Origin of the sequence: Microbacterium maritypicum MF109 (genome assembly GCF_000455825.1) — a bacterium.
Classification (GTDB): domain Bacteria; phylum Actinomycetota; class Actinomycetes; order Actinomycetales; family Microbacteriaceae; genus Microbacterium; species Microbacterium maritypicum_A.
This window is the reverse complement of record NZ_ATAO01000001.1, coordinates 1-21,536: the sequence shown is the minus strand read 5'-3', so window position 1 is coordinate 21,536 and position 21,536 is coordinate 1. Positions and strand designations below refer to the sequence as shown.

The window sequence follows — 21,536 nt, the reverse complement described above, 5'->3', positions numbered from 1 at the left end:
CATCTCATGTCCGATTCCCCCGCAGGATCCTGCTGCAGCGTCACCAGCAACGGTGCGGTCTCCGCCGAAGGTCGAAAGGATCTGCTGGCGTCGCCCTCCGGCGCCATGGCAGAGTGCCCGGTGATGGTCGGCAGCGCGGTCGTCGTCGCGGATGCCGAGGCCGCCGGCCTGTTCCGTGACTACGAGGGCACCCGCTACTACTTCTGCTGCGCAGGATGCGGGCCGGCGTTCGACGCCGACCCGGCGAAGTACGTCGCCGCAGCCTGACCGTTTCACCCGTGCGGGGCCGCACCACGCGGCCCCGCACGGGAATCGTCTTTCCGAGGAGGAGAGGGTAATGAGCGCTCCGCACCACGACAGCACCGCACCCGGCGCCCCGCACCACGAGTCGAACGACTCCGACCATATGCATGGGGGACACGACGCCCACGGGGGACACGACGCCCACGGCGCCCACGGGGGACACGGCGGACACGGCGGACACGGCGGACACGGAGGGCACGCCGACCACGTCGGCCAGTTCCGGCGGCTGTTCTGGATCATGCTCGCGCTTGCCGTCCCCACCGTCGCGTTGTCGGGGATGTTCGCGATGATCCTCGGCTACCCCCTTCCCGACCTCCCCGGGCTGATGTGGGTCTCGCCCGTGCTGGGAACCGTGATGTACGTGTGGGGAGGCAAGCCCTTCCTCGTGGGCGCCGTCAGCGAGATCCGCGCGCGCAAGCCCGGCATGATGCTGCTCATCGGCCTGGCGATCACCGTGGCCTTCCTCGCATCGTGGGGGGCGAGTCTCGGCATCCTCCATCACGAGCTCGACTTCTGGTGGGAGCTGGCCCTCCTCATCGTGATCATGTTGCTCGGGCACTGGATCGAGATGCGCTCGCTCGCGCAGACCACCTCTGCGCTCGACTCGCTCGCCGCTCTCCTGCCGGACGAGGCCGAGCGTGTGGAGGACGGTCAGGTCGTGATCGTCTCACCCGCAGATCTGGCCGTCGGCGACATCGTCGTCGTTCGCCCTGGCGGAAGCGTTCCGGCCGACGGGCGCATCGTCGACGGACGCGCGTCGATGGACGAGTCGATGGTGACGGGGGAGTCCCGCACGGTCGCACGCGGTGCGGGAGACCAGGTCACCGCCGGCACCGTCGCCACGGACTCCGGGCTCCGGGTGGAGATCACTGCGACCGGAGACGACACCACCCTCGCTGGAATTCAGCGCCTGGTGACCGAGGCGCAGAGCTCGTCTTCGCGAGCTCAGCGCCTCGCGGATACCGCAGCGGGGTGGCTGTTCTGGTTCGCTCTGGGATCCGCGGCGATCACCGCGATCGTGTGGACTCTCGTCGGATTCCCCGACGCGGCCGTCATCCGCACGATCACCGTGCTCGTGATCGCCTGCCCGCATGCGCTGGGTCTGGCGATCCCGCTCGTCGTGTCGATCGCGACCGAGCGCGCCGCCCGGGGTGGAGTCCTCGTGAAGGATCGCCTCGCCCTGGAGAGTATGCGAACCGTCGACACCGTGCTGTTCGACAAGACCGGAACCCTCACCAAGGGCGAGCCCGTCGTGTCGGAGGTGTCGGTCGCGGGCGAGCATGACGCCGATCGCGTGCTGGCGCTCGCCGCCGCTGCGGAAGCCGACAGTGAGCACCCGCTCGCGAAGGCGATCGTCCGCGCCGCCACCGAGAGGAGCCTCTCGGTGCCGCAGAGCCGCGACTTCACGTCGTCGCCTGCTGTCGGGGTCACGGCTACCGTCGAGGGATCGACCGTGCGCGTCGGCGGCCCGCACCTGCTCACGGAGGAGCAGGCGGACGAGCTCGCCGTCGCCGAGCAGTGGCGGGAGGACGGCGCAATCATCCTCCACGTCGTCCAGGACGGCCGAGTGATCGGAGCGCTGAAGCTCGCCGACGAGGTACGTCCGGAATCCCGCGAAGCCGTGGACGCGCTGCATGCGCTCGGTGTGCAGGTCGTCATGATCACGGGTGATGCCGAGGCCGTCGCGCAGACAGTCGCCGCCGACCTGGGGATCGACCGGTTCTTCGCGGGGGTGCGCCCCGAGGACAAAGCCGCGAAGGTGCAGGAGCTGCAGCACGAGGGGCGCAAGGTGGCGATGGTCGGCGACGGCGTCAACGACGCACCCGCGCTGGCGCAGGCAGACGTGGGGCTCGCCATCGGGGCGGGCACAGACGTCGCCATCGCCTCTGCCGGCGTGATCCTCGCAAGCGATGACCCGCGCTCTGTTCTCTCGGTCATCGAACTCTCGCGGGCCGCGTATCGGAAGATGAAGCAGAATCTGTGGTGGGCCGCCGGGTACAACCTGCTCTCGGTGCCGCTCGCGGCCGGCGTGCTCGCGCCGATCGGGTTCGTGCTGCCGATGTCGGTGGGGGCGATCCTGATGTCGCTGTCGACCATCGTCGTCGCGCTCAACGCGCAGCTGCTGCGGCGCCTCGATCTGCGGCCTGACGTCGCGACCCGCGCCATCCTCGATCGCTGATTCCCGTACGCAGAAAGACCCCGTCCAGCCGGACGGGGTCTTTCCGCGCACGGTTCTCGCGACTCACTGATGCCGCAGCGCGGCGTTCAAGTGCTCCTCTGGGTCGACCAGGTGGTTGTGATCGTCGGTGCCGAGTGCGACCTCTGCCCAATCGATCGTGCCGGTGAACTTGCCGCCCCACTCCTTGTATCCCTCGTAGGCGGGCATTCCGGTGTCCTCGCCGGTGTCCAGGCCCTCGTCGAAGGAGAAGTACAGCGGGTGCGTGTGCTCCACGCGTCCGGAGCCGACCGCGGCACCGTCGATGAACAGCGTGACCTCGCCGCCCTTGCCGATCCCCCCGCCGTCGTAGGCGAACTCCGCACGCACGAGGTGATCGCCACCGCCGATGGTCGTGTCGGACAGCACGGTCGTGCGGACCAGCCCGCAGTAGTTGTAGTGATACCCGAGCTTGCCGTCTTCTGCGAAGAACGACCACCCGCCGGTGCGCCCGCCCTGGGCGACGATGGCACCTTCGACTGCGCCGTCCTCGGGCACCGTGAGCTGGGCCGTCACCGAGTACGAACGGTTCTTCACATTCAGGGCGACGTTCTCTCCCAGACGGATCATCCCCGGGTACAGCCGCAGTCGGTCGCCGGTGACCAGCGTGGGCCTGCCGGCGATCGCGGGATTCATGCGCTCGGCCGCGCGGTCGTCGAGCGGGAACACGTTGTGTCGAGCCGCCTCGATCAGGAACATCTGCTGCATCTCTGCCAGCTTCTCCGGGTGTGTGGACGCCAGGTTGTCCGACTGCGTCCAGTCGACCGAGGTGTCGTACAGCTCCCACACGTCGGCCGAGAAGTCCGGAGCCTTCGAGACGACATCCCACGGAGTGCGGTGCTTCGTCTGCGCCGTCCAGCCCTTGTGGTAGATGCCGCGGTTGCCCATCAGCTCGAAATACTGTGTGACGTGTCGTTCATCGGCGTCCGGGGCGTTGAAGCTGTAGGCCATCGAGACGCCGTGCATCGGAATCTGGGTGACCCCGTTCACCGTGTGCGGCTCGGCGAGGCCCGCGACGTCCAGGACGGTCGGGGCGAGGTCGATCACGTGGTGCCACTGGTGCCGGACCTCGCCGGATCCCTCGATCGCGCTCGGCCAGTGGACGATGGTGCCGTTGCGCGTTCCGCCGTAGTGCGATGCCACCTGCTTGGTCCACTGGTAGGGCGTGCACATCGCGTGCGCCCACGCCACGGAGTAGTGGTTGTACGCCTCCGGACCGCCGACCTTGTCGAGATGCTCGTTCCAGAACTCGACGGTCTCGAACTGACCGCCGCCGTTGGAGGCGGTCGTCAGCATGTAGGCACCGTTGATGCCGCCCTCCGCGCTCGCCCCGTTGTCGCCGATGATGTAGTAGACGAGAGTCTCGTCGAGGATGTCCTGCTCCTCGAGCGCGTCGATGACGCGACCGGTGTGGAAGTCGGCGTACTCCAGGAACGCCGCATAGACCTCCATCTGGTGCGCGAGGATCGGCTTCTGCTCGTCCGGGACGTCGTCCCAGGCCGGCAGTCCCTCCGGGCGTTCCGTGAGCTTCGAGTCCGGCGCGATCACGCCGAGTTCGATCTGCTTCGCGAAGGTCTGCTCGCGCTGCGCGTCCCAGCCGTGGTCGAAGGCCCCCTTGTACTTCGCGATCCAGTCCTTCGGAACGTGATGCGGGGCGTGCGTCGCGCCCGGGGCGAAGTAGATGAAGAACGGCTTGTCCGGCGTCAGGCTCTTCTGCTGCCGGATGTAGTCGATGGTCTTGTCGGCCAGATCGGGCATGAGGTGGTAGCCCTCGTCCGTCGGCGGCTCGACCGCGGTGACTCCGTCGACGAGGGCCGGCGTCCATTGGTTCGTCTCACCGCCGATGAAACCGTAGAACCTCTCGAAGCCCGAGAAGGCAGGCCAGTGGTCGAACGGTCCCGTGGGGCCTGTCTCCCACACCGGCACCTCGTGGCACTTTCCGAACTGCGCGGTGTTGTAGCCGTTCTGGCGCAGGATCTCGGGCAGCGGGACGGCAGAGTTCGGACGCGTGGAACGGTAGCCGGGGGAAGGGGTCGCGGTCTCGGTGATGTGGCCCATGCCGACGGCGTGGTGGTTGCGTCCGGAGAGCAGCGCGGCACGGGTGGGGGAGCACAGCGCGGTCGTGTGGAATCGGGTGTACTTCAGCCCGGCGTTCCCGAGGCGTTCGGCCGTGGGCGTGTGGATCGGGCCGCCGAATGCGCTCGACGCGCCGAAGCCCACATCGTCGAGGAGGATCACCAGGACGTTCGGTGCGCTCTTGGGCGGGCGCTTGGCGACGAGGGGAGGGAAGTCGGCCTCCGACTTCTTCGCGTCGAAGACGACGGGCCCCTGATACTCACGGTCAGGAAGCGGCAGGATCGATCCGGGCAGTTCCGCGGTCATGGAAGTTCCTTCTTCTCATACATGGGGTGTATCGCGAGTACCTGGGGGTGTATCGCGAGCTGGACACCGAGCGCGGCGGGTCGGGCGGAGCCGGCCGTCGTGCTCGGTGTCCGCGTGGATCGACTACTGGGCGCCGCCGAGGTCGTGGATGAGCTCCTTCTCGTCCTCGGCGGAGAGGGAGGTCTGGACGACCGTGCCGTGGAACGGCGCGAGCGCGGCGGCGAACTTGTCCTCGGTGATCTTCGTCGCGTATACGACGACGGCGGACTTGCCGGCGGAGACCGTGCTCTTCACCCGGTCGCGGAACTCCGCATCGATCCCGGTCTTGTCGAGGCCGGCGAACAGCGCGCCGAAGAGGCCGCCGAAGAGCAGTCCGGCGATCGGCACGAAGAACAGGAGGCCGATGAGCATGCCGAAGAGTGCACCGCCTGCGGCTCCGACACCGACGTTGCCGGCAGCGCCCGGATACTCGACCTTGGTCTTGCCCTTCTCGTCGACCTTCACGAGCGCGAGGCCCGCGAGCTCGACGACCAGGTCGTTCTGCAACGACAGGATCTCGTCGTAGGCGCCTTCCGCCTGGGGCTCGGAGTCGAAGGAGATGACGATCAGTTCGGCCATGGGTGAGTTCCCTTGTTCAGGGCTGAGTCGACCACCCTCAGCCGTTGACGACAGGAGGCCACTCCGCGGTGGCTCCCGCTCGAGGCCAGGCTAACCGTGCTGCACCCGCGAAACGCGGGCGTCATCGCGAATTCACCCGGGGGACCTTCGGCGATGACAGGGGATACGCAGGGAACTGATCACGCTCTGTAATGATTGCCCGCCGTCGTGGGAGGTCGGTCGAAAAATACTGGGCACACCGAAACGAAAGGTGTTCCCCGTGTCCGCTCCTGCTCCTCCTGTCGTATCCCCGTCCGCTCCGTCCGCCCGCCGCACGATCCTCGACATGCTCAGCCGGTGGATGTGCGAACAACCGCTGGCCGTCGCGGCCCGGCACGCAGGGCGGGAGCTGACATACGGAGAGCTCGATCAGCTGTCCGGCATGCTGGCGGCGGATCTCCGACGGAGAGGCGTCGGGAGAGGTGATCGGATCGGGATCTTCGTGGAGCGCGGATTCGAGATGGTGGTCGCCATCGTGGCCGCACTGCGGCTCGGGGCGGCGTACGTGCCCGTGGATCCGCGAATCGCCACCGAGGTCCATATGGCGCATGTGGTCGCCGTGACGGGCATGCGTGTCGTGCTCACCCAGGCGCGGTTCGCGGACCGCATGACGTCGGCGACGGGCATCCTGGTCGTGCCGATCGAGCGCGCCCGCACCGCGGACGCGGATGCCTCTTCGCAGGGGACCGTCGCGCCACGCGCCGGAGATGAATGCGTGATCATCTTCACGTCCGGAACGACGGGTACGCCCAACGGCGTGCGGGTGACCCACCGCAACCTCGAGAACTTCCTGTTCGGAGGGCCCGGAGCGCTCGGCATGAAGCCCGGGACCGTGGTCGCCCAGATCCTCAACATCGCTTTCGACATGGCGGTCTGGGAGATCCTCGGCGCGCTCACCCACGGTGCCACGCTGCACATCCGCGGACGGGACTTCGCCGAGGCTCTGCGTGCCGCAGACGTCGTGATCGCGACCCCGTCGATCCTCACCCCGCACGACCCGCGACGGCTGGGCCGGTTCACCGCTGTCGCCGTCGCGGGGGAACGGTGCCCTCGTGCCCTCGCCAACCGCTGGGCTGCCGTGACGGATTTCTACAACTCGTGCGGTCCTACCGAGATCACGATCGTGAACACGATGCATCTGTGCACCCCCGATGAGGCGGATCCGCCGATCGGGCGGCCGATCCCGGGAACGACCGCCTACATCCTGGATGAGGGTGGCGCTCCGGTCGCCGACGGCGAGGTCGGGGAGATGTGGGTCGGGGGAGCGGGGGTCACCGCCGGGTACCTGGGAAACCCGCGTCTGACCCGCGACCGTTACCGACTCGACCCGTTCTCCGACGACGGCAGTCTCATGTTCCGCACCCGCGACCTCGCCCGATGGAATGCGGACGGAGATCTCGAGCACCTCGGACGCACGGACGACCAGGTCAAGATCCGGGGCTTCAGAGTCGAACCCGACGCCGTGAGCGCACTGCTCGAGCGGGAGGACTCCGTGCAGCACGCGGCCGTCCTCCCCACCGACGACCGCACGGCGCTGGTCGCTTTCGTGACTCCGGAGGACGCCGACGTGGAGGCTGCGCTCGCCCATGTACGTGAAGCACTGCCGTACTACTGCGTGCCGGAGATCGTCCATCTCGTACCGGCTCTTCCGATGACGACGCGCGGCAAGGTCGACCAGACGGTGCTGAGGAGCCACGCATGGCGAGCAGCGTGACTCCCGGGACCCACGTGCGCCCCGCGGCGCTCACCGGGTGGCGGCTTCTTCTCACCCGTCCTGCTCTGATGCCCTACAACAGGCTGGTGGTGCTGGTTCTCGCGATCAACGCCGTCGTCGCCGGGATCATCGCCACGACCCTGGCCTCGATGCCGCCGGCCGACGTCGCCACCCTCCTCATCACCATGAGCGGCGTGAACCTCACAGCCGCAGTGTTGATCCGCCAGCAGTACGTGATCAACCTCCTGTTCCGGCTCGCGACGAGCGTGCCGAAATCGGCGCCGCTGGCGGTCCGTCGACGTCTCGCGAAGGTCTACCACTTCGGTGGGATCCACGTCGGAGCCGCGGTCGCGGCCGTGGGCTGGTTCCTGGGGGGAGCCGCCACCGTCGTCTTCAGTGATTCCTTCTCCGTGTTCTCGAAGGGCGTGGCCGTCGCCCTCGTCGCGTGCCTGGTCGGAATCCTCGTACCGGCGCTGCCTCCGATCCGCCAACGCCGCCATGACCTGTTCGAGATGACCCATCGCTTCGGAGGATGGTCCGCTCTCACCCTCTTCGCCGTACTCACCGTGGCGCTCGCCGCCGATGCCGCCGACTCCGCCGGCGCTGCGGGGATCGGACGAGTCCTCGCCGCGTCGCCGTCGTTCTGGCTGCTGCTGGTCATCGTGCTCAGCGTCGTCGCACCGTGGCTGCGGCTCAGGAAAGTGCCCGTCCGCATCGCGACGCCGTCGTCTCACGTCGCACTCGCGGACTTCGATCACGGCGTGCGTCCCTTCGCCGGTTCGTCCACCACCCTGGCGCGGCATCCGCTCGGCCAGTGGCACTCGTTCGCGAATGTCGTCACCCGCGACGAGACCGGCTTCCGGCTCACCATCTCGCGGGCGGGGGACTGGACCGGAAGACTCATCGACGACGCGCCCTCGCATGTGTGGACACGAGGGATTCCGACGGCGGGCGTGGGAAACGTGGACCAGCTCTTCGAGCGCGTCGTGTGGGTCGCGACCGGAAGCGGGATCGGCCCGTGCCTGCCGCACCTCTTCGCCGACACCACGCCCTCGAAGCTCGTGTGGGCGACCAGAGAACCGGAAGCCACCTACGGCGACGATCTCGTCGAGTCCATCCGTGCCTCGCACCCCGATGCCGTGATCTGGAACACCAGCGAACAGGGGCGCCCCGACCTCGTGGCACTGGCGCTCGAAGAGTTCACGTCGTTCGACGCCGAAGCGGTGATCTGCATCTCCAACCAATCGACCACCCGCCGGGTCGTCTCCGCGCTGGAAGCCCTCGGGGTCCCCGCGTACGGGGCGATCTGGGACTCCTGAAAGGGCTTACCGTGTCCACACTGCTCATCAGCTCCGAGGGGACCACCCTCACCGTCACCCTCGACCGCCCCGCTCAGCTCAACGCCATGGGCATCGACGAGCTCGATGCCATCCGGCATGTGTTCACACAGCTCGCCGAGACGGTGCCCGCGGATCGCCACCGCGCCGTGGTCGTGCGTTCGACCGGAACACGCGCGTTCGTGGCCGGGGCCGACATCGCCGAGATGGCGGCCGCATCGTCCGACTCCGGTGAGCGCATCAGCCGCGCCGGACAGGCGGCCATGGACAGCATCGCCGCCTGCCCCGTGCCGGTCATCGCCGCCGTCGACGGTCACGCGCTCGGAGGTGGGTGCGAACTCGCGGCCGCCTGCGACCTCGTGTACGCCACGGCGAACTCGCTCTTCGCGCTGCCCGAGGTCGGGTTGGGCCTGATCCCGTGCTTCGGCGGCACGTATCGTGTTGCCGCCCGGATCGGCGACGGCCGGGCGCGACGCATGGCCCTGACGGGCGAGCGGGTGACGGCCGCGACGGCGGAGGAGTGGGGTCTCATCGACGCCGTGCTTCCCGACGCCGATGGGCTCGCCGCCGCGGTGGACGGCCAGGCGCTCGCGTTCAGCCGTGCGTCGAGGAGTGCGCTCGCCGCCGTGAAGGCCGCTTTCGCGCTGCCCGCGCCGCTGCGTGCGGTGGCGGAGCGCACACTGTTCCGGGACGCTCTGGCACACGCGGATGGCCAGGAGGGCATGGCGGCGTTCCTGTCGAAGCGCGCCCCGTCGTTCCGCTGAGAGTGCAGGACTCTGTCGGCAACGACGACGTATCTTCGGAAGGTGCGCAGAACCGTGGAAGTGCAGTTGGCCGACCTCGCGAACGGCCGGGTGCTGGTCGTCGAGGACGATGAGGAGCTTCGCAGCATCCTCGTGGCCTATCTGCGTCGTGCCGGGTTCTCCGTCGAAGCGGTCGCCGACGGCTTCGCGGCGTTGGAAGCCGCGACGCTCAGTCCTCCGGATGTGGTGCTCCTCGACCGCATGATCCCCGGCGTCGACGGCGTGGAGATCTGCCGTCGTCTGCGCACCACGTCGAACGCTCCGATCCTCCTGCTCACGGCGATGGGGCAGCCGCATGAACGCATCGACGGCCTGGAAGCCGGCGCGGATGACTACGTCGTCAAGCCCGTCGCACCGCGCGAGATCGTGCTCCGCGTGATCCGGCTGTTGCAGCGGACCGCGCACCAGGGCGCCGGCGAGTCGCCGATCACCCTCGGACGGTTCCGTTTGACGCCGGCGATGCGGGTGATCCAGAGCGATGGCGTCGACCTGGAGCTGACCGTCCGGGAGTTCGAGCTGTTCGCTTTCCTCCTCCGCCACCCCGATCGGGTGCACTCGCGCGAGGAGATCGCCGGCGGAGCGTGGGGATGGGAGGCCGGAGACACCTCGGCTGTGGCCGTCAACATCCGTCGCCTCCGCCTGAAGGTCGAGCCCGATGCCTCCCGGCCGGTCGTCATCCGCTCGGTGTGGGGGCACGGCTATCTGCTCGACAGCGAAGGGACGAGATGAACGCGATGCTCCTCGAAACGCTCGGAGTCGTCGTGGCGGCGGTGATCCTGACCGGAGTCTTCGGGGCGGTCGCGCTTCGGCTGACCCGCAGGTACTCGATGCGCTGTCAGATGATGATCGTCGTGATGACGGTGGTCGTGGGGATGTCGGCATCCTTCGCCTTCGCGGCCTCTCGGATGCAGATCGAGGAGGACGATCTGCCGCTCATCCTCGGAGCGACGATCCTCGCCGGCTCGGGCACGATGCTGCTGGCGTGGCGCCTGGGCAACCGGCTGGTCGAGGAGAGCAGACGGATAAGCCTGCACACCCGGCAACTGGCATCGGGTCGTCCCCTCGACGACCACACGGTGGTGTCGAACTGGGAGTATCGGCAGATCGATCGAGAGCTCCACAACGCTGCGCGCGCGCTCCACGAGGCACGGGAGACGAATCTCCGGCAGGAGGAGGCGAGACGGCACCTCATCACCGGGATCTCCCATGATCTGAGGACACCGTTGGCCGCCATCGACGCGATCATCCGCGCTCACGAGGATGGGATCATCGAGGACCGTGTCGAGTTCACGACGAGGCTTCGCGCGCAGAGCAGTCGTCTCGGGGCGCTGGTCGAGGACTTCTTCGCGTTCTCGCTCATCGAGATCGATCGGGTGCCGCTGAGCCCGGAGCACCTCGATGTCGCCGATCTGGTCGGCGATGCCGTGGGAACAGCCCGTAATCTCGGCGCGACGGTGCACCTGGAAGTCGACGAGTCAGGCGACGTCACGGCCTTCGCCGATCCTCTCAGCATCGAGCGCATCTTGATGAACCTGCTCGCCAATGCGGTGCAGCACACCCCTGAGGGGACCGCGGCGACGGTCTTCCTGGAGGCCGATGCCGACGCGGTCAGGATCAGCGTGGAGGACCACGGCTCCGGCATGACCCCTGAGGCTCTCGAGCAGGCGTTCGATGCCGGATGGCGTGGCGACCTCGCCCGCACCCGGAGCATGGCCCCCTTGGCGACGAGCGGAGCCGGGCTGGGGCTGGCGATCGCGCGCGGACTCGCGGTGGCGAACGGCGGAACGCTGGAAGGTCGTTCGCAGAGTGGGGCCGGCTGCCGGTTCACCCTCACGCTGCCGCAGCGAAACCGTCCACATGGATGATCCGCCTCCGTCGGGTCGGTCGTCGTACGCGCAGGTCGTGACTCCTCACTCCTTGCGCTGCGGTGCCGGTGTCTCGGTCTTCACCTGCGGACGGGCGGGCGCGGAGGCGAGCACCGTCGAGGGGCCGCTCAGCGCCCGCAGCGCGTACAGGATCGTCGCGAGATCGACGAGCTCCTGGACGAGTGCTCCGACCACCGCGGGGATGAGGCCGGTCATCGCGACGATCATGAGCCCGACGCTCAAGCCGATCCCGATCCAGATCGCGGTCAGGGCGACCCGCAGAGTGTGGCGACCGATCGACACCGCATCGACGAGCTTCGCCAGCGAGTCGACGAGGATCACGACATCAGCGGCATCGCCGGCAGCGGTCGCTCCCTTCGCGCCCATGGCGACGCCGATATCGGCGGCGGCGAGCACAGGGGCGTCGTTCACGCCGTCGCCGACCATCATGATCGGCCGCGGTTGGAGTTCGCCGGCGAGAGCGACCTTCTCGGGCGGAAGCAGCTCGGCGTGGATCTCCGAGATGCCCACCTGATGAGCCACTGATTCCGCCGTCGGCCCGACGTCGCCCGTGAGCATGACCACGCGATCCACCTCGTGCGTCCGCAACCACGAGACGACGGCCGCTGCTTCGGGCCTCGGGTGGTCGGCGAGTACGAGCACCCCGGCGAAACGGCCGTCGACGGCCACGTAGGCTGCGGCCTGACTCAGCTCCAGCGTCGCCCGCACGGTGTCGGGCGCGAGAGCGGCCACGTAGGCGGGCTTGCCGACGACGACAGCTCGACCATCGATCTCGGCGACGACACCGTTCGTGGCCTCCTCCCTGGCCTCTGTCGCGACACGCAGCGCGAGTCCGCGCGCGTCTGCGGCGCGACGGATGCCCTCGGCGAGCACGTGCGTAGAGTACTGTTCCGCCGAGGCGGCGAGTTGCAGGACCTCGTCCGCGCCGAAGCCGTTCGCTGGCCGGACATCGACGAGTTCCGGGCGGCCCTGCGTGAGCGTTCCCGTCTTGTCGAAGGCCGCCGATCGCACGCGCGCGATCTGTTCGATGACGGCGCCGCCCTTCATGATCACGCCTGACTTCGCCGCGCGTGAGAGGCCTCCCAGGAACGCGACCGGCGCGGCGATCAGGAGAGGACAGGGCGTCGCGAGCACGAGGACCTCGGCGAAGCGCGTCGCGTCGCCCGAGATGGCCCAGGCTGTGCCGGCCAGGACGAGCGACACCGCGGTGAAGGGGATCGCGAAGCGGTCGGCGAGCCGCACCACCGGCGCGTGGGAGTCCTCCGCGGCGTGCACGAGTGCGACGATCTGCTGGTACTGGCTGTCTGCGCTCGAGCGAACGGCCTGGATCCGCACAGCGCGACTGCCGTTGATCGCTCCGGAGAGCACCTCCCCTCCGGACTCGCGGGCCACGGGCATGCTCTCGCCGGTCAGCGACGACTCATCGAAGGTTCCGGTCTCGGTGAGCAGCACACCGTCGACGGGCACCACCTCCGACGGGCGCACGAGGAGCACATCGCCGATCGCGACCTCGTCGACGGGGAGATCCCTCACCTCGTCCGAATCCGCGGCCTGTGCGTGCACGAGCACGTGGGCGATGCGCGGAGAACGATCCAGCAACGCGGACAGGTCGCGCTTCGCGCGACGGCCGGCGAAGTCCTCGAGCGCCTCTCCGCCCGACAGCATGAGCACGATGATGAGGGATGCGATGTACTCGCCGACGGCGAGCGTCGCCACCATCGCGACCACCGCGAGGATGTCGAGACCCACGTGGCCGCGAAGCACATCCCGCACCATGCCGACGAGGGTCCAGACGACGAACGCGGCCACGTAACCGGTGGCGATCCACCGCCCGATGACGGCCGCGTCGACCGCGTGCAGGATGAGCACGCCGACGAACACGAGGACGGTGGTCGTGATCGCCGGATAGCGCCACAGCAAGCGGAGAAACCTCATGCTCCAGCTTCCCGCGAATCGGTGCGCAGTGCCACCGACGGGCGGCGGGTTCGGGTTGATCCCATGAAATCCCTGTGAGTGGACTGTGGCGAGGTCATTCTTAGAACCGTCTCAGAGCCCGGTCTCCAGGATGACCCCATGACCACTCTCACGAACAGACCCCGAGGTGCCCTCTCCCCGGTGATCGGAGAGCACCATGGCTCGGCCCACCGCCGCGCTCAGGCATGGCGGGCGGGAGCGATCATCGTCATCTGGGCGACGAGTCTTCTCGTCGTCGCGCTCTGGGTGGCCGGGGGAGGGATCGGTGCCGTCCTCGGAGCCGGCGGGGAGACCGTCACCACGCTGGGACGACTGACGGGTCTCGTCGCCGCCAACCTCCTGCTCTACCAGGTGCTCCTCATGGCGCGGGTTCCACTCTTCGAGCGCGGATTCGGCCGTGACGGCATCACCCGTATGCATCGCTTCGTCGGGTTCTGGTCGTTCTGGCTGATGGGCGCGCATATCGTTCTGCTCGTGCTGGGCTACGCGATCACCGCCGGCATCAACCCCTTCGTGCAACTGTGGGGATTCGTCTGGGACTACCCGGGCATGCTCCTCGCCACCGCGGGGACCCTGCTGATCCTGCTCGTGGTGGTCACCTCGATCCGACGCGCGCGCCGGCGCCTGCGCTACGAGTCCTGGCATCTCCTGCATCTCTACGCGTACCTCGGCGTGGGCCTGGCCCTCCCGCACCAGCTGTGGACGGGCGCGGACTTCCTCTCGTCGCCGCTCGCGACCGCGTACTGGTGGACGATCTGGGCGCTCGCGGCGGCGTCGATCCTCGTGTTCCGATTCGGTATGCCCGTGCTGCGCTCCTCGCGGCGTGCCGTGCGCGTGGCGAGCGTCGAACCCGACGGTGCGCGGGGAGTGACCATCCGCGTCGTCGGGCGTGATCTCTCGACCCTGGGTGCCCGTGCCGGACAGTTCTTCGTATGGCGCTTTCTCGACGGGCCGGGGTGGACGCGTGGTCACCCGTTCTCGCTCTCCGCTGCGCCAGGGAGCGAGCTCACGCTGACGGCCCGAGTGGTGGGGGACGGTACGCGCCGTCTGGCATCGCTCACACCGGGCACGCGCGTCATCGTCGAAGGACCGTACGGGGAGATGACGGGGGAGCGTCGTACCGGGACGAAGCTGCTCATGATCGGTGCAGGTGCCGGGGTGGCCCCTCTTCTCTCCCTGTTGGAAGCCGAGGATTACGCGCCGGGGGAGGCGACCCTCCTCACTCGTGACTCCGTCGCCGAAGATGCACTCCGGCAGGACGCGATCGCCGACCTCGTCTCGCGTCGAGGAGTGCGGTACCTGCCCTTCATCGGTCCCCGGTCTTCCGGCCCGTCGAGCTGGATCGCGGCCAGCCACAGTGCTTGGAACGGTCCCGACCTGCTCCGCCACCTCGTTTCCGACCCCGAGGCCTACGACGTCTTCGTCTGCGGAACCGAGACCTGGATGAAAGGGCTCACGCGCGACCTCGAGAGCGCCGGGTTCCCTCCGCACCGCATCCACTCCGAATCGTTCACCGTCTGACCAGGGAGGTCGCCATGAAGAAGATCCTGTATGCCGTGCTCGCGACGATTAGCGGGCTCGTGCTGCTGTTCAGCTATCGCACGTCGCTCGATGCGGTCATGCCGCACGACGCGACTCCTCCGACCACAGGCGCCGTCGGCAGCTCCGGGACGTCGAACTCCGGAGCGTCGGACTCCGGAGCGTCGGCGGGTACCGGTCTCGCCGACGGGACCTACACCGGCGCGTCGTCGCAGACCCGGTACGGACCGGTGCAAGTCAGGATCACGGTTTCCGGCGGACAGATCAGCGACGCGCAGGCCATCGATTATCCCGACGGCAACGGCCGTGACCGTCAGATCAACGGCACCGCGATTCCTCGGCTGGTTTCGGAGACTCTGCAGTCGCAGAGCGCGCAGATCCAGATGGTGTCGGGAGCCACGTATACCAGCGACGGCTACCTCTCGTCGCTGCAGAGCGCGATCGATCAGGCGCACAGCTGATGCGTGGCGCACCGGAGAGCACGCGGGTCTGGGTCGAGAAGATCATGGGCATCCCGATGAGCATCCACCTGATCTCCGCGGGAGATCAGGATGCTGTGGCGACCGAGGGGGCGATCAGAGCGTGCTTCGATGAGCTGCACGACGTGGACGGCATCTTCTCGACCTATCGACCGGACTCCGACATCAACCGCATCCGCCGAGGAGAGCTGTCTCTGGCTGACGCCGACCCGCGGGTGGCGTTCGCGTCTGCTGCGTGCGAACGCGCAGCGCACGCGACCGGTGGGCTGTTCTCTGGGTATCGGGAAGGGTGGTTCGATCCCACCGGCTGGGTCAAGGGGTGGGCGGTCGAGGAGGCGAGCCGTCGCCACCTCGCACCGCTGCTGACCTCGGCGGTCGCGGTCGGGATCAACGCGGGCGGAGACCTGCAGCTGTTCACGGCGGACGGATCGGATCGGCGGTGGCACGTGGGGATCGCTGATCCACACGACTGCGGCCGGGTGCTCGCCACGCTCGATATCGCCAACGGTGCTGTCGCCACATCGGGCACTGCCGAGCGCGGCCACCACATCCTCGATCCGCGAACGGGCGCGCCGGCGACCGCCGTGGCGTCCGCGACCGTCGTCTCTGACGGCCTCGCGCAGGCGGACGTCTGGGCGACCGCAGCCGTCGTGGCAGGAGCTCTTGATCGCTCCTGGATCGAGGCTTCCGCCTCGCGCACCGGCATCGTGGTGGACCACGAGGGGGTTGTCACGCGCTGGCTCGGTTCGACGATGATCGACGTGTGCGCGGTCAGCGGGACGCGGGAAGTGTGAGGAGGAAGGTCGTGCCGCGAGCGGTCGAACTCTCGACCTCGATGGAACCGCCGGCCCGGCGCGCGACATCGCGCACGAGCGAGAGTCCGAGGCCGAAGCCGCGCAGGCGCCCGCTCTCGGGCGGGCGGGCGAAGCGCTCGAAGATCTGATCCGACGGGATCCCGGCGATACCCGGTCCCTCATCGGTCACACGAACGGTGACGTCACGCGCGTCCGTGCCGATGCGGATGGTGACAGCGCCGCCGGCAGGAGAGTGCTGTACCGCGTTGTCGAGCAGAGCGACGAGGACGCGGACCAGTGTCACCGTGGGGATCCGGGCTACGGCCCCGTCGTCGACGACGGTCACCGTGAGAGCCACCTCGTGCTCGTCCGCGATCGTCGAGATCGCGGCGACCGCCGTGGACGCTGCACTCGCCACTTCGGCCTCTCCGTCGTCATGGGACGCCCCCTCGGCCGCTATCAACAGGTCGTTCAGCACATCTCCCATGGAGTCTGCATCTCGACGGAGCTCGACCAGGCCGGGGCCGATGTCCTCACCCCGGTCGAGGCGTCGCTGAAGCACTTGGATGCGACTCGTCACCGTCGTCAGGGGCGTGCGCAGCTCATGGCTGGCATCGGCCACGAAGTTGCGCTGTCGGCGCAGTGCCTCACCCAGCGGGCGAACCGACCGTCGGGCGGCGACGGCGGCCACGATCCCCAGCAGCACGACGCCGATGACGCCCAACACGATCACCACGGGCACGACCACGTCGATGTCGACGATGAAGTCGTCGCGTGCACCGACGGGGCCGCCGAACCATCCACCGCCGTGTCCCTCCCCTTCCCGGCGGGAGGTGGAGAGGATCACGGTGATCAGGATCCCGATGCCCATCGCAACGATCACACCCGACGCGACGCCCACCCACAGCCCGATCGACAATGCCGCTCGGCGCACCCGCGCCGCGTCGTCGCTCATGAGGGCGCCCCCGCCCGGTACCCCCGTGCGCGCACGGTCTCGATCATCTCTGCGCTCGTCTTGCGTCGCACATAGTGCACATAGGTGTCGACAGAACTCGTCGTGTCCCCCTCGTGGAACACCGCGTGCAGGATCTCCTCCCGGGTGAACACATGCTCAGGGCTGGCCGTGAGCAGCTCCAGCAGGGCGCTCTCGGTCGCCGTCAATGCCACGCGATACCCCGTCGGGTCGTAGACCGCCTGGGCATCAGGGGCGAAGACCCACTCGCCCAGAGGCCTGCGCGCGCCCTGCGCGCGGAACGCTCTCCGCAGCGCGCGAAGGCGCGCCAGCAGTTCGTCGTAGTCGAACGGCTTCACCAGGTAGTCGTTCGCTCCGCCGTCGAGACCTGTCACGCGATCATCAACGGTACCGAGGGCCGTCAGCATCAGGACGGGCGTCGTGATGTGTGCTGTGCGCACCGCATGCACGAAGGCCACGCCGTCCATGCCCGGGAGCCTCCGGTCGACCACCATCGCGTCGTAACGCCGACTCAGTGCGAGTCGCAGGGCGCTCTCGCCGTCCGGAGCATGATCCACGTCGTACACGTCGCCCAGCACCTCCACCGTCAAGGCGGCGATCTCCGCGTCGTCCTCCACATAGAGGAGCTTTCCGCGCGGCGCATCGGTCTGGTTCATGGCGGCCGTCCTCGGGGAGTCGTCCGTGATCTTGGTGATCAGAGTACGCCCGCACCGGCGTCGTGAGACTCACGACGCCCCCGTGCATTGCTGCGCGCCAGGATGATCCCGCCGAGGAGGGCGGCGACGAACGATCCGACCAGTACCCCGATCTTCACGTGTTCGTCCGCAACCGAGCTCGATCCGTAGGCGAGTTCGCCCACCAGGAGGGACACCGTGAACCCGATGCCGGCGAGGAACGCCATTCCGGTCAGGTCTGGCCAGCGCAGCGACTCGTCCAGGCGCAGCGCAGGGAAGCGACTCAGCAGGAAGGTCGTGGCGAGGATGCCGATCGGCTTCCCGATCACCAGGCCGACGACGATTCCGATGGTGATCGGGTCGGTGAACGCCGACGTGAGGCCTGCCCACCCGCCGACGGTGACCCCCGCGGCGAAGAAGGCGAAGACCGGGACCGCGAACAGCGTGGCCACGATGCTCCAACGGTCGGCGAAGTGTGCGGCCATGCCGTCGTAGACCGGTCGGCCGGCATCGTCCGTGCCGACCCGCACGCGGGCGCGCTCCGTCGCCGTGACGGGCACGACGAAGCCGAGAAGAACGCCGGCGACGGTCGCGTGCACACCGGATGCGTGGATGCACACCCAGACGGCGATGGCGAGGGGGAGCAGGATCCACCACGCCCGCACCCCCTTCGCCACCAGGGCGGCGAATCCCGCCAGCGGCAGCAGCGCCAGGATCAGCCACGGAAAGCTGATGGTGTCGGTGTAGAACGTCGCGATGATGGTGATCGCGATGAGGTCGTCGATGATCGCCAGCGTGAGCAGGAACACCCGAAGGGCGGGAGGCAGGAACTTGCCGACCACGGCGATCACGGCCACGGCGAACGCGATGTCCGTGGCCGTGGGGATCGCCCAGCCGCGCAGGGCATCCGAACCGCCGGCGGCGTTGATCACGACGAAGATGAGAGCGGGAACCACCACGCCGCCGATCGCGGCCGCGATCGGCAGGGCGGCTCGACGTGGATCGCGCAGGCGTCCGGCGACGAACTCCTCCTTCAGCTCGAGACCGACGACGAAGAAGAAGATCGCCAGCAGGCCGTCGGACGCCCAGGCGCCGACGCTGAGTTCGAGATGCAGTTCCGGGATGCCGAACGTGAAGTCGCGCACGGACTCGTACCAGGGGGCGGCGGGACTGTTGGCGAGGACGAGCGCGGCGAACGTCGCCGCGAGCAGGAGCGACCCGCCGAGGACGTCGCTGCGGGCGTTGGAGCGGATGCCGTTCCACAGCGCATGCGGGGCGAGGGAGAAACGGGCAGGGGAAGAATTCGGGGACACGGAAAATACCTCACGCGAGAGAAGGGGGGAATGGCGCAGAAGACCAGCGCCCCGTTCGAGGCGTGGTCTAGTTCCGTGGCGGCGGGCAGCCGGCGATCTCGCCGTGCGAGAGGGTGCCCCAGACACTGGTCCACCCGTTCGTGCCCGGGTGCAGGATGACCCGCATCCATTCCCTCATCGGGGTCGCCGAACGGAGACGGTGCGGGGCACGCGTCGAACCGGCGATCGAGAGGAGGGGCACGTATCGAGCCTATCGTCGTCCCGCTGGGACACCGCCTACCGCGATCGAATTTCGCTAACTAGGCTAGCGATCATGGAAAGATACGTGCGCTGGCGTTGGCTCGGGCTCGTCTTCATCAGCATCGCGGTCTCGCTGATCATCGTCGATTCGACGATCGTCAACGTGGCGATCCCCGCGATCGTGGAGGACCTCGGCATCACCTCGACCGAGGTCCAGTGGGTGCAGGAGTCGTACACGCTCGTCTTCGCGTCGCTGCTGCTCGTCTTCGGCAGCCTCGCCGACCGTTTCGGTCGACGCCGGGTGATGATCATCGGCGTCGTCGTCTTCGGAGCCTCGTCGGTGTTCGCCGCGCTGTCGCCGGACGGCGGCATGCTCATCCTGGCCCGACTGGCGCAGGGCGTCGGCGGTGCGATGATCCTCCCCACCACCCTCTCGATCATCAACGCGACCTTCCGAGGCAGGGAGCGCGGAATCGCGTTCGCCGTATGGGGTTCCACGATCGGCGGCATGGCGGCCGTCGGTCCGCTCCTCGGCGGGTGGCTCACGACCGCCTACTCGTGGCGCTGGGCTTTCGGCATCAACATCCCCCTCGGCGTCATCATCGTGATCGGCGTGCTCCTGACCGTCGCGGAATCGCGCAGCGACCGCGTCTCCCGCGTCGACATCATCGGAGCATTGCTGTCGATAGCGGCGATGGGAAGCCTCGTGTTCGGCCTGATCGAGGGACGGACCTACGGCTGGTGGCTCGTCGACACGCGGCCGCAGATCGGTGACTGGGCCTGGCCGTGGGAGCTGTCGCCGATCCCGCTGTTCTTCGCCGTCGCCGTCCTCGCCGTCATCGCGTTCATCCTGTGGGGACGGCACCGCGAACGGGTGGGGAAGTCGACGCTGCTGGCGCTGCGGCTGTTCTCGATCTCCTCGTTCCGCAACGGGAACATCGCCGCAGCGGTGGTGTCGTTGGGGGAGTTCGGCATCATCCTCGCGCTTCCGCTCTGGCTGCAGTTCGTGCTCGGTTTCGAAGCCGTGCAGACAGGGCTGCTCCTGCTCGCGCTGGCGGGCGGATCGTTCCTCGCCAGCGGTGTCGCCGGCGCCTCGAGCGGAAAGGTCGCCCCGGTCTGGGTGGTGCGTGCCGGCCTCATCGCCGAGATCATCGGTGTCGCGGGAGTCGGCTTCGTCATCGGCCCTGACGCGTCCTGGGGACCGCTCATCCCGTTCCTCTTCGTCTACGGACTCGGTGTCGGCCTCGCCACGGCGCAGCTGACCGGGGTCGTGCTCGCCGAGGTGCCGGTCGCGGACAGCGGGGCGGCCTCGGGCACGCAGTCCACGTCTCGGCAGATCGGCGCCGCCCTCGGCGTCGCTGTTCTTGGCACTGTTCTCTTCACCAGCACCGCCGGGATCCTCGCGTCTTCGCTCGACGAGCGCGGTGTCCCCGCCGCCCAGCGCGACCAGATCGTGTCGGCCGTGGTCGACAGCGCAGGGGCGGCGATCAGCGGGCTGGAATCGAATGCCGCGACCGCTGATGTGGCCGATGATGCCAAGGCCGCCTTCTCCGAAGGGACCCGCTACGCCGCCTGGACAGCGGCAGGGTTCCTCGCCCTCGGCCTGCTCGCCACCGTGTCCCTCGGATCGACCACGGTGCGCACCCGACCGGAGGACGAGGACGGGCGGACGGAGGAAGAAGGCCGCCAGCAAGACGGCGAAAGAGCAATCTGACGGAGGGCGTCGCCACTCCCGCCCTACTGTCGCGAAGCAGGATCTCCGGTCCGCCGGTCGAAGCGCCCCGCGTAGTCGTCGTCGGTGATGTGCTCTTTCCACTCCGTGGTCTCCGCAGGGTCGTCCGCGTTCTCGAGCATGGCGATGTGCTCCATGAAAGAGTCTCCCGCAGCGGCGTGCCAGTGATCCTGTCTAGGCGGCGTGTACAGCGTCTCTCCGGGATGCACGTCGATGATCTGCCCGTCGCGCGTCCCGAAGCGGGCGACGCCCTGGGTGACACGAAGATACTGACCTCGGGCGTGCGAGTGCCACGCGGAGCGCGCCCCGGGTGCGAACTTGACGATGGCCACGGTCATCCGTTGGTCCCCATCGTGCGGTGCGGCGATTCGGTCCACCCAGACGTCTCCCACGAACTGGTCTGCAGTGTTCTTGGCGGTCGGTGTGGTCGGTTCGAGGTTCACAGTGGCGTTCCCATCGCAGTGAAGGAGAAAGGGCTGTCTCTTATACACATCTGACGCTGCCGACGAATAGAGAGGTGT

Annotated in this window: 19 protein-coding genes; 11 read left to right on the top strand and 8 right to left on the bottom strand. The window is 68.3% G+C overall.

Annotation, left to right across the window (positions count from 1 at the left end):
* Nucleotides 1-6: 6 nt before the first annotated feature.
* Together L687_RS22390 and L687_RS22385 are read left to right on the top strand one after the other, a co-directional pair.
* Nucleotides 7-267 carry a YHS domain-containing protein gene (locus L687_RS22390; RefSeq protein WP_021198015.1) on the top strand — a complete coding sequence of 87 codons (261 nt, stop codon included), beginning with the start codon at nt 7-9 and terminating at the stop codon, nt 265-267.
* Between the two features lie 70 nt (nt 268-337).
* On the top strand, nt 338-2,482 hold the full coding sequence (locus tag L687_RS22385; protein ID WP_021198014.1) for a heavy metal translocating P-type ATPase: 2,145 nt from the start codon (nt 338-340) through the stop codon (nt 2,480-2,482).
* Nucleotides 2,483-2,545: 63 nt separating this feature from the next.
* On the opposite strand, the gene L687_RS22380 is transcribed toward L687_RS22385, so the two are convergent.
* Both L687_RS22380 and L687_RS22375 read right to left on the bottom strand, forming a co-directional pair.
* On the bottom strand, nt 2,546-4,900 hold the full coding sequence (locus L687_RS22380; protein WP_021198013.1) for an arylsulfatase: 2,355 nt from the start codon (nt 4,898-4,900) through the stop codon (nt 2,546-2,548).
* Between the two features lie 123 nt (nt 4,901-5,023).
* A complete protein-coding gene (locus tag L687_RS22375) occupies nt 5,024-5,518 on the bottom strand; it encodes a DUF1269 domain-containing protein (protein ID WP_021198012.1) in 495 nt (164 codons plus the stop codon).
* 259 nt (nt 5,519-5,777) lie between these two features.
* Between L687_RS22375 and L687_RS22370 the strand changes: the two genes are divergently transcribed.
* Genes L687_RS22370 through L687_RS0120555 form a run of 5 tightly spaced genes read left to right on the top strand, consistent with a single transcriptional unit; the run spans nt 5,778 to nt 11,276 of the window.
* Nucleotides 5,778-7,271 (top strand): amino acid adenylation domain-containing protein, encoded by a 1,494-nt coding sequence (locus tag L687_RS22370; RefSeq protein WP_152525825.1) that lies wholly within the window; start codon nt 5,778-5,780, stop codon nt 7,269-7,271.
* A complete protein-coding gene (locus L687_RS22365) occupies nt 7,256-8,590 on the top strand; it encodes a hypothetical protein (protein WP_021198010.1) in 1,335 nt (444 codons plus the stop codon). Before L687_RS22370 ends, L687_RS22365 begins: the two co-directional genes overlap by 16 nt.
* A gap of 11 nt (nt 8,591-8,601) precedes the next feature.
* Nucleotides 8,602-9,372 carry an enoyl-CoA hydratase/isomerase family protein gene (locus L687_RS22360; RefSeq protein WP_021198009.1) on the top strand — a complete coding sequence of 257 codons (771 nt, stop codon included), beginning with the start codon at nt 8,602-8,604 and terminating at the stop codon, nt 9,370-9,372.
* 42 nt (nt 9,373-9,414) lie between these two features.
* On the top strand, nt 9,415-10,140 hold the full coding sequence (locus L687_RS22355; RefSeq protein WP_046398829.1) for a response regulator transcription factor: 726 nt from the start codon (nt 9,415-9,417) through the stop codon (nt 10,138-10,140).
* A 5-nt stretch (nt 10,141-10,145) separates the two neighbouring features.
* Entirely contained in the window at nt 10,146-11,276 is a 1,131-nt protein-coding gene (locus L687_RS0120555) for a sensor histidine kinase (RefSeq protein WP_167254400.1), read from the top strand.
* 45 nt (nt 11,277-11,321) lie between these two features.
* Here L687_RS0120555 and L687_RS22350 read toward each other — a convergent pair whose 3' ends face one another.
* On the bottom strand, nt 11,322-13,232 hold the full coding sequence (locus L687_RS22350) for a heavy metal translocating P-type ATPase (RefSeq protein ID WP_031206620.1): 1,911 nt from the start codon (nt 13,230-13,232) through the stop codon (nt 11,322-11,324).
* Between the two features lie 138 nt (nt 13,233-13,370).
* Between L687_RS22350 and L687_RS22345 the strand changes: the two genes are divergently transcribed.
* Genes L687_RS22345 through L687_RS22335 form a run of 3 tightly spaced genes read left to right on the top strand, consistent with a single transcriptional unit; the run spans nt 13,371 to nt 16,083 of the window.
* Nucleotides 13,371-14,792 carry a ferredoxin reductase family protein gene (locus L687_RS22345; RefSeq protein ID WP_021198005.1) on the top strand — a complete coding sequence of 474 codons (1,422 nt, stop codon included), beginning with the start codon at nt 13,371-13,373 and terminating at the stop codon, nt 14,790-14,792.
* Nucleotides 14,793-14,806: 14 nt separating this feature from the next.
* Nucleotides 14,807-15,271, top strand: a complete 465-nt coding sequence (locus L687_RS22340; RefSeq protein WP_021198004.1) for an FMN-binding protein — start codon at nt 14,807-14,809, stop codon at nt 15,269-15,271.
* Nucleotides 15,271-16,083, top strand: a complete 813-nt coding sequence (locus L687_RS22335) for an FAD:protein FMN transferase (RefSeq protein WP_021198003.1) — start codon at nt 15,271-15,273, stop codon at nt 16,081-16,083. Before L687_RS22340 ends, L687_RS22335 begins: the two co-directional genes overlap by 1 nt.
* Here the strand turns inward: L687_RS22335 and L687_RS22330 are convergent.
* The 4 genes from L687_RS22330 to L687_RS42635 all read right to left on the bottom strand — a co-directional run bounded on the left by L687_RS22330 (nt 16,061) and on the right by L687_RS42635 (nt 19,284).
* Nucleotides 16,061-17,038 (bottom strand): sensor histidine kinase, encoded by a 978-nt coding sequence (locus tag L687_RS22330; protein WP_031206619.1) that lies wholly within the window; start codon nt 17,036-17,038, stop codon nt 16,061-16,063. The genes L687_RS22335 and L687_RS22330 overlap by 23 nt on opposite strands.
* Complete coding sequence (locus L687_RS22325; protein WP_021198001.1) at nt 17,035-17,712, bottom strand: response regulator transcription factor; 678 nt, start codon at nt 17,710-17,712, stop codon at nt 17,035-17,037. Before L687_RS22325 ends, L687_RS22330 begins: the two co-directional genes overlap by 4 nt.
* A 38-nt stretch (nt 17,713-17,750) precedes the next feature.
* Entirely contained in the window at nt 17,751-19,043 is a 1,293-nt protein-coding gene (gene nhaA / locus L687_RS22320) for a Na+/H+ antiporter NhaA (protein ID WP_021198000.1), read from the bottom strand.
* A gap of 67 nt (nt 19,044-19,110) precedes the next feature.
* Nucleotides 19,111-19,284 carry a hypothetical protein gene (locus tag L687_RS42635; protein ID WP_017831028.1) on the bottom strand — a complete coding sequence of 58 codons (174 nt, stop codon included), beginning with the start codon at nt 19,282-19,284 and terminating at the stop codon, nt 19,111-19,113.
* 72 nt (nt 19,285-19,356) lie between these two features.
* Between L687_RS42635 and L687_RS41455 the strand changes: the two genes are divergently transcribed.
* Entirely contained in the window at nt 19,357-20,997 is a 1,641-nt protein-coding gene (locus L687_RS41455) for an MFS transporter (RefSeq protein ID WP_152525824.1), read from the top strand.
* Nucleotides 20,998-21,020: 23 nt separating this feature from the next.
* On the opposite strand, the gene L687_RS22310 is transcribed toward L687_RS41455, so the two are convergent.
* Nucleotides 21,021-21,458: a cupin domain-containing protein gene (locus L687_RS22310; RefSeq protein ID WP_021197998.1), complete on the bottom strand. Its 438-nt coding sequence runs from the start codon at nt 21,456-21,458 to the stop codon at nt 21,021-21,023.
* Nucleotides 21,459-21,536 lie beyond the last annotated feature (78 nt).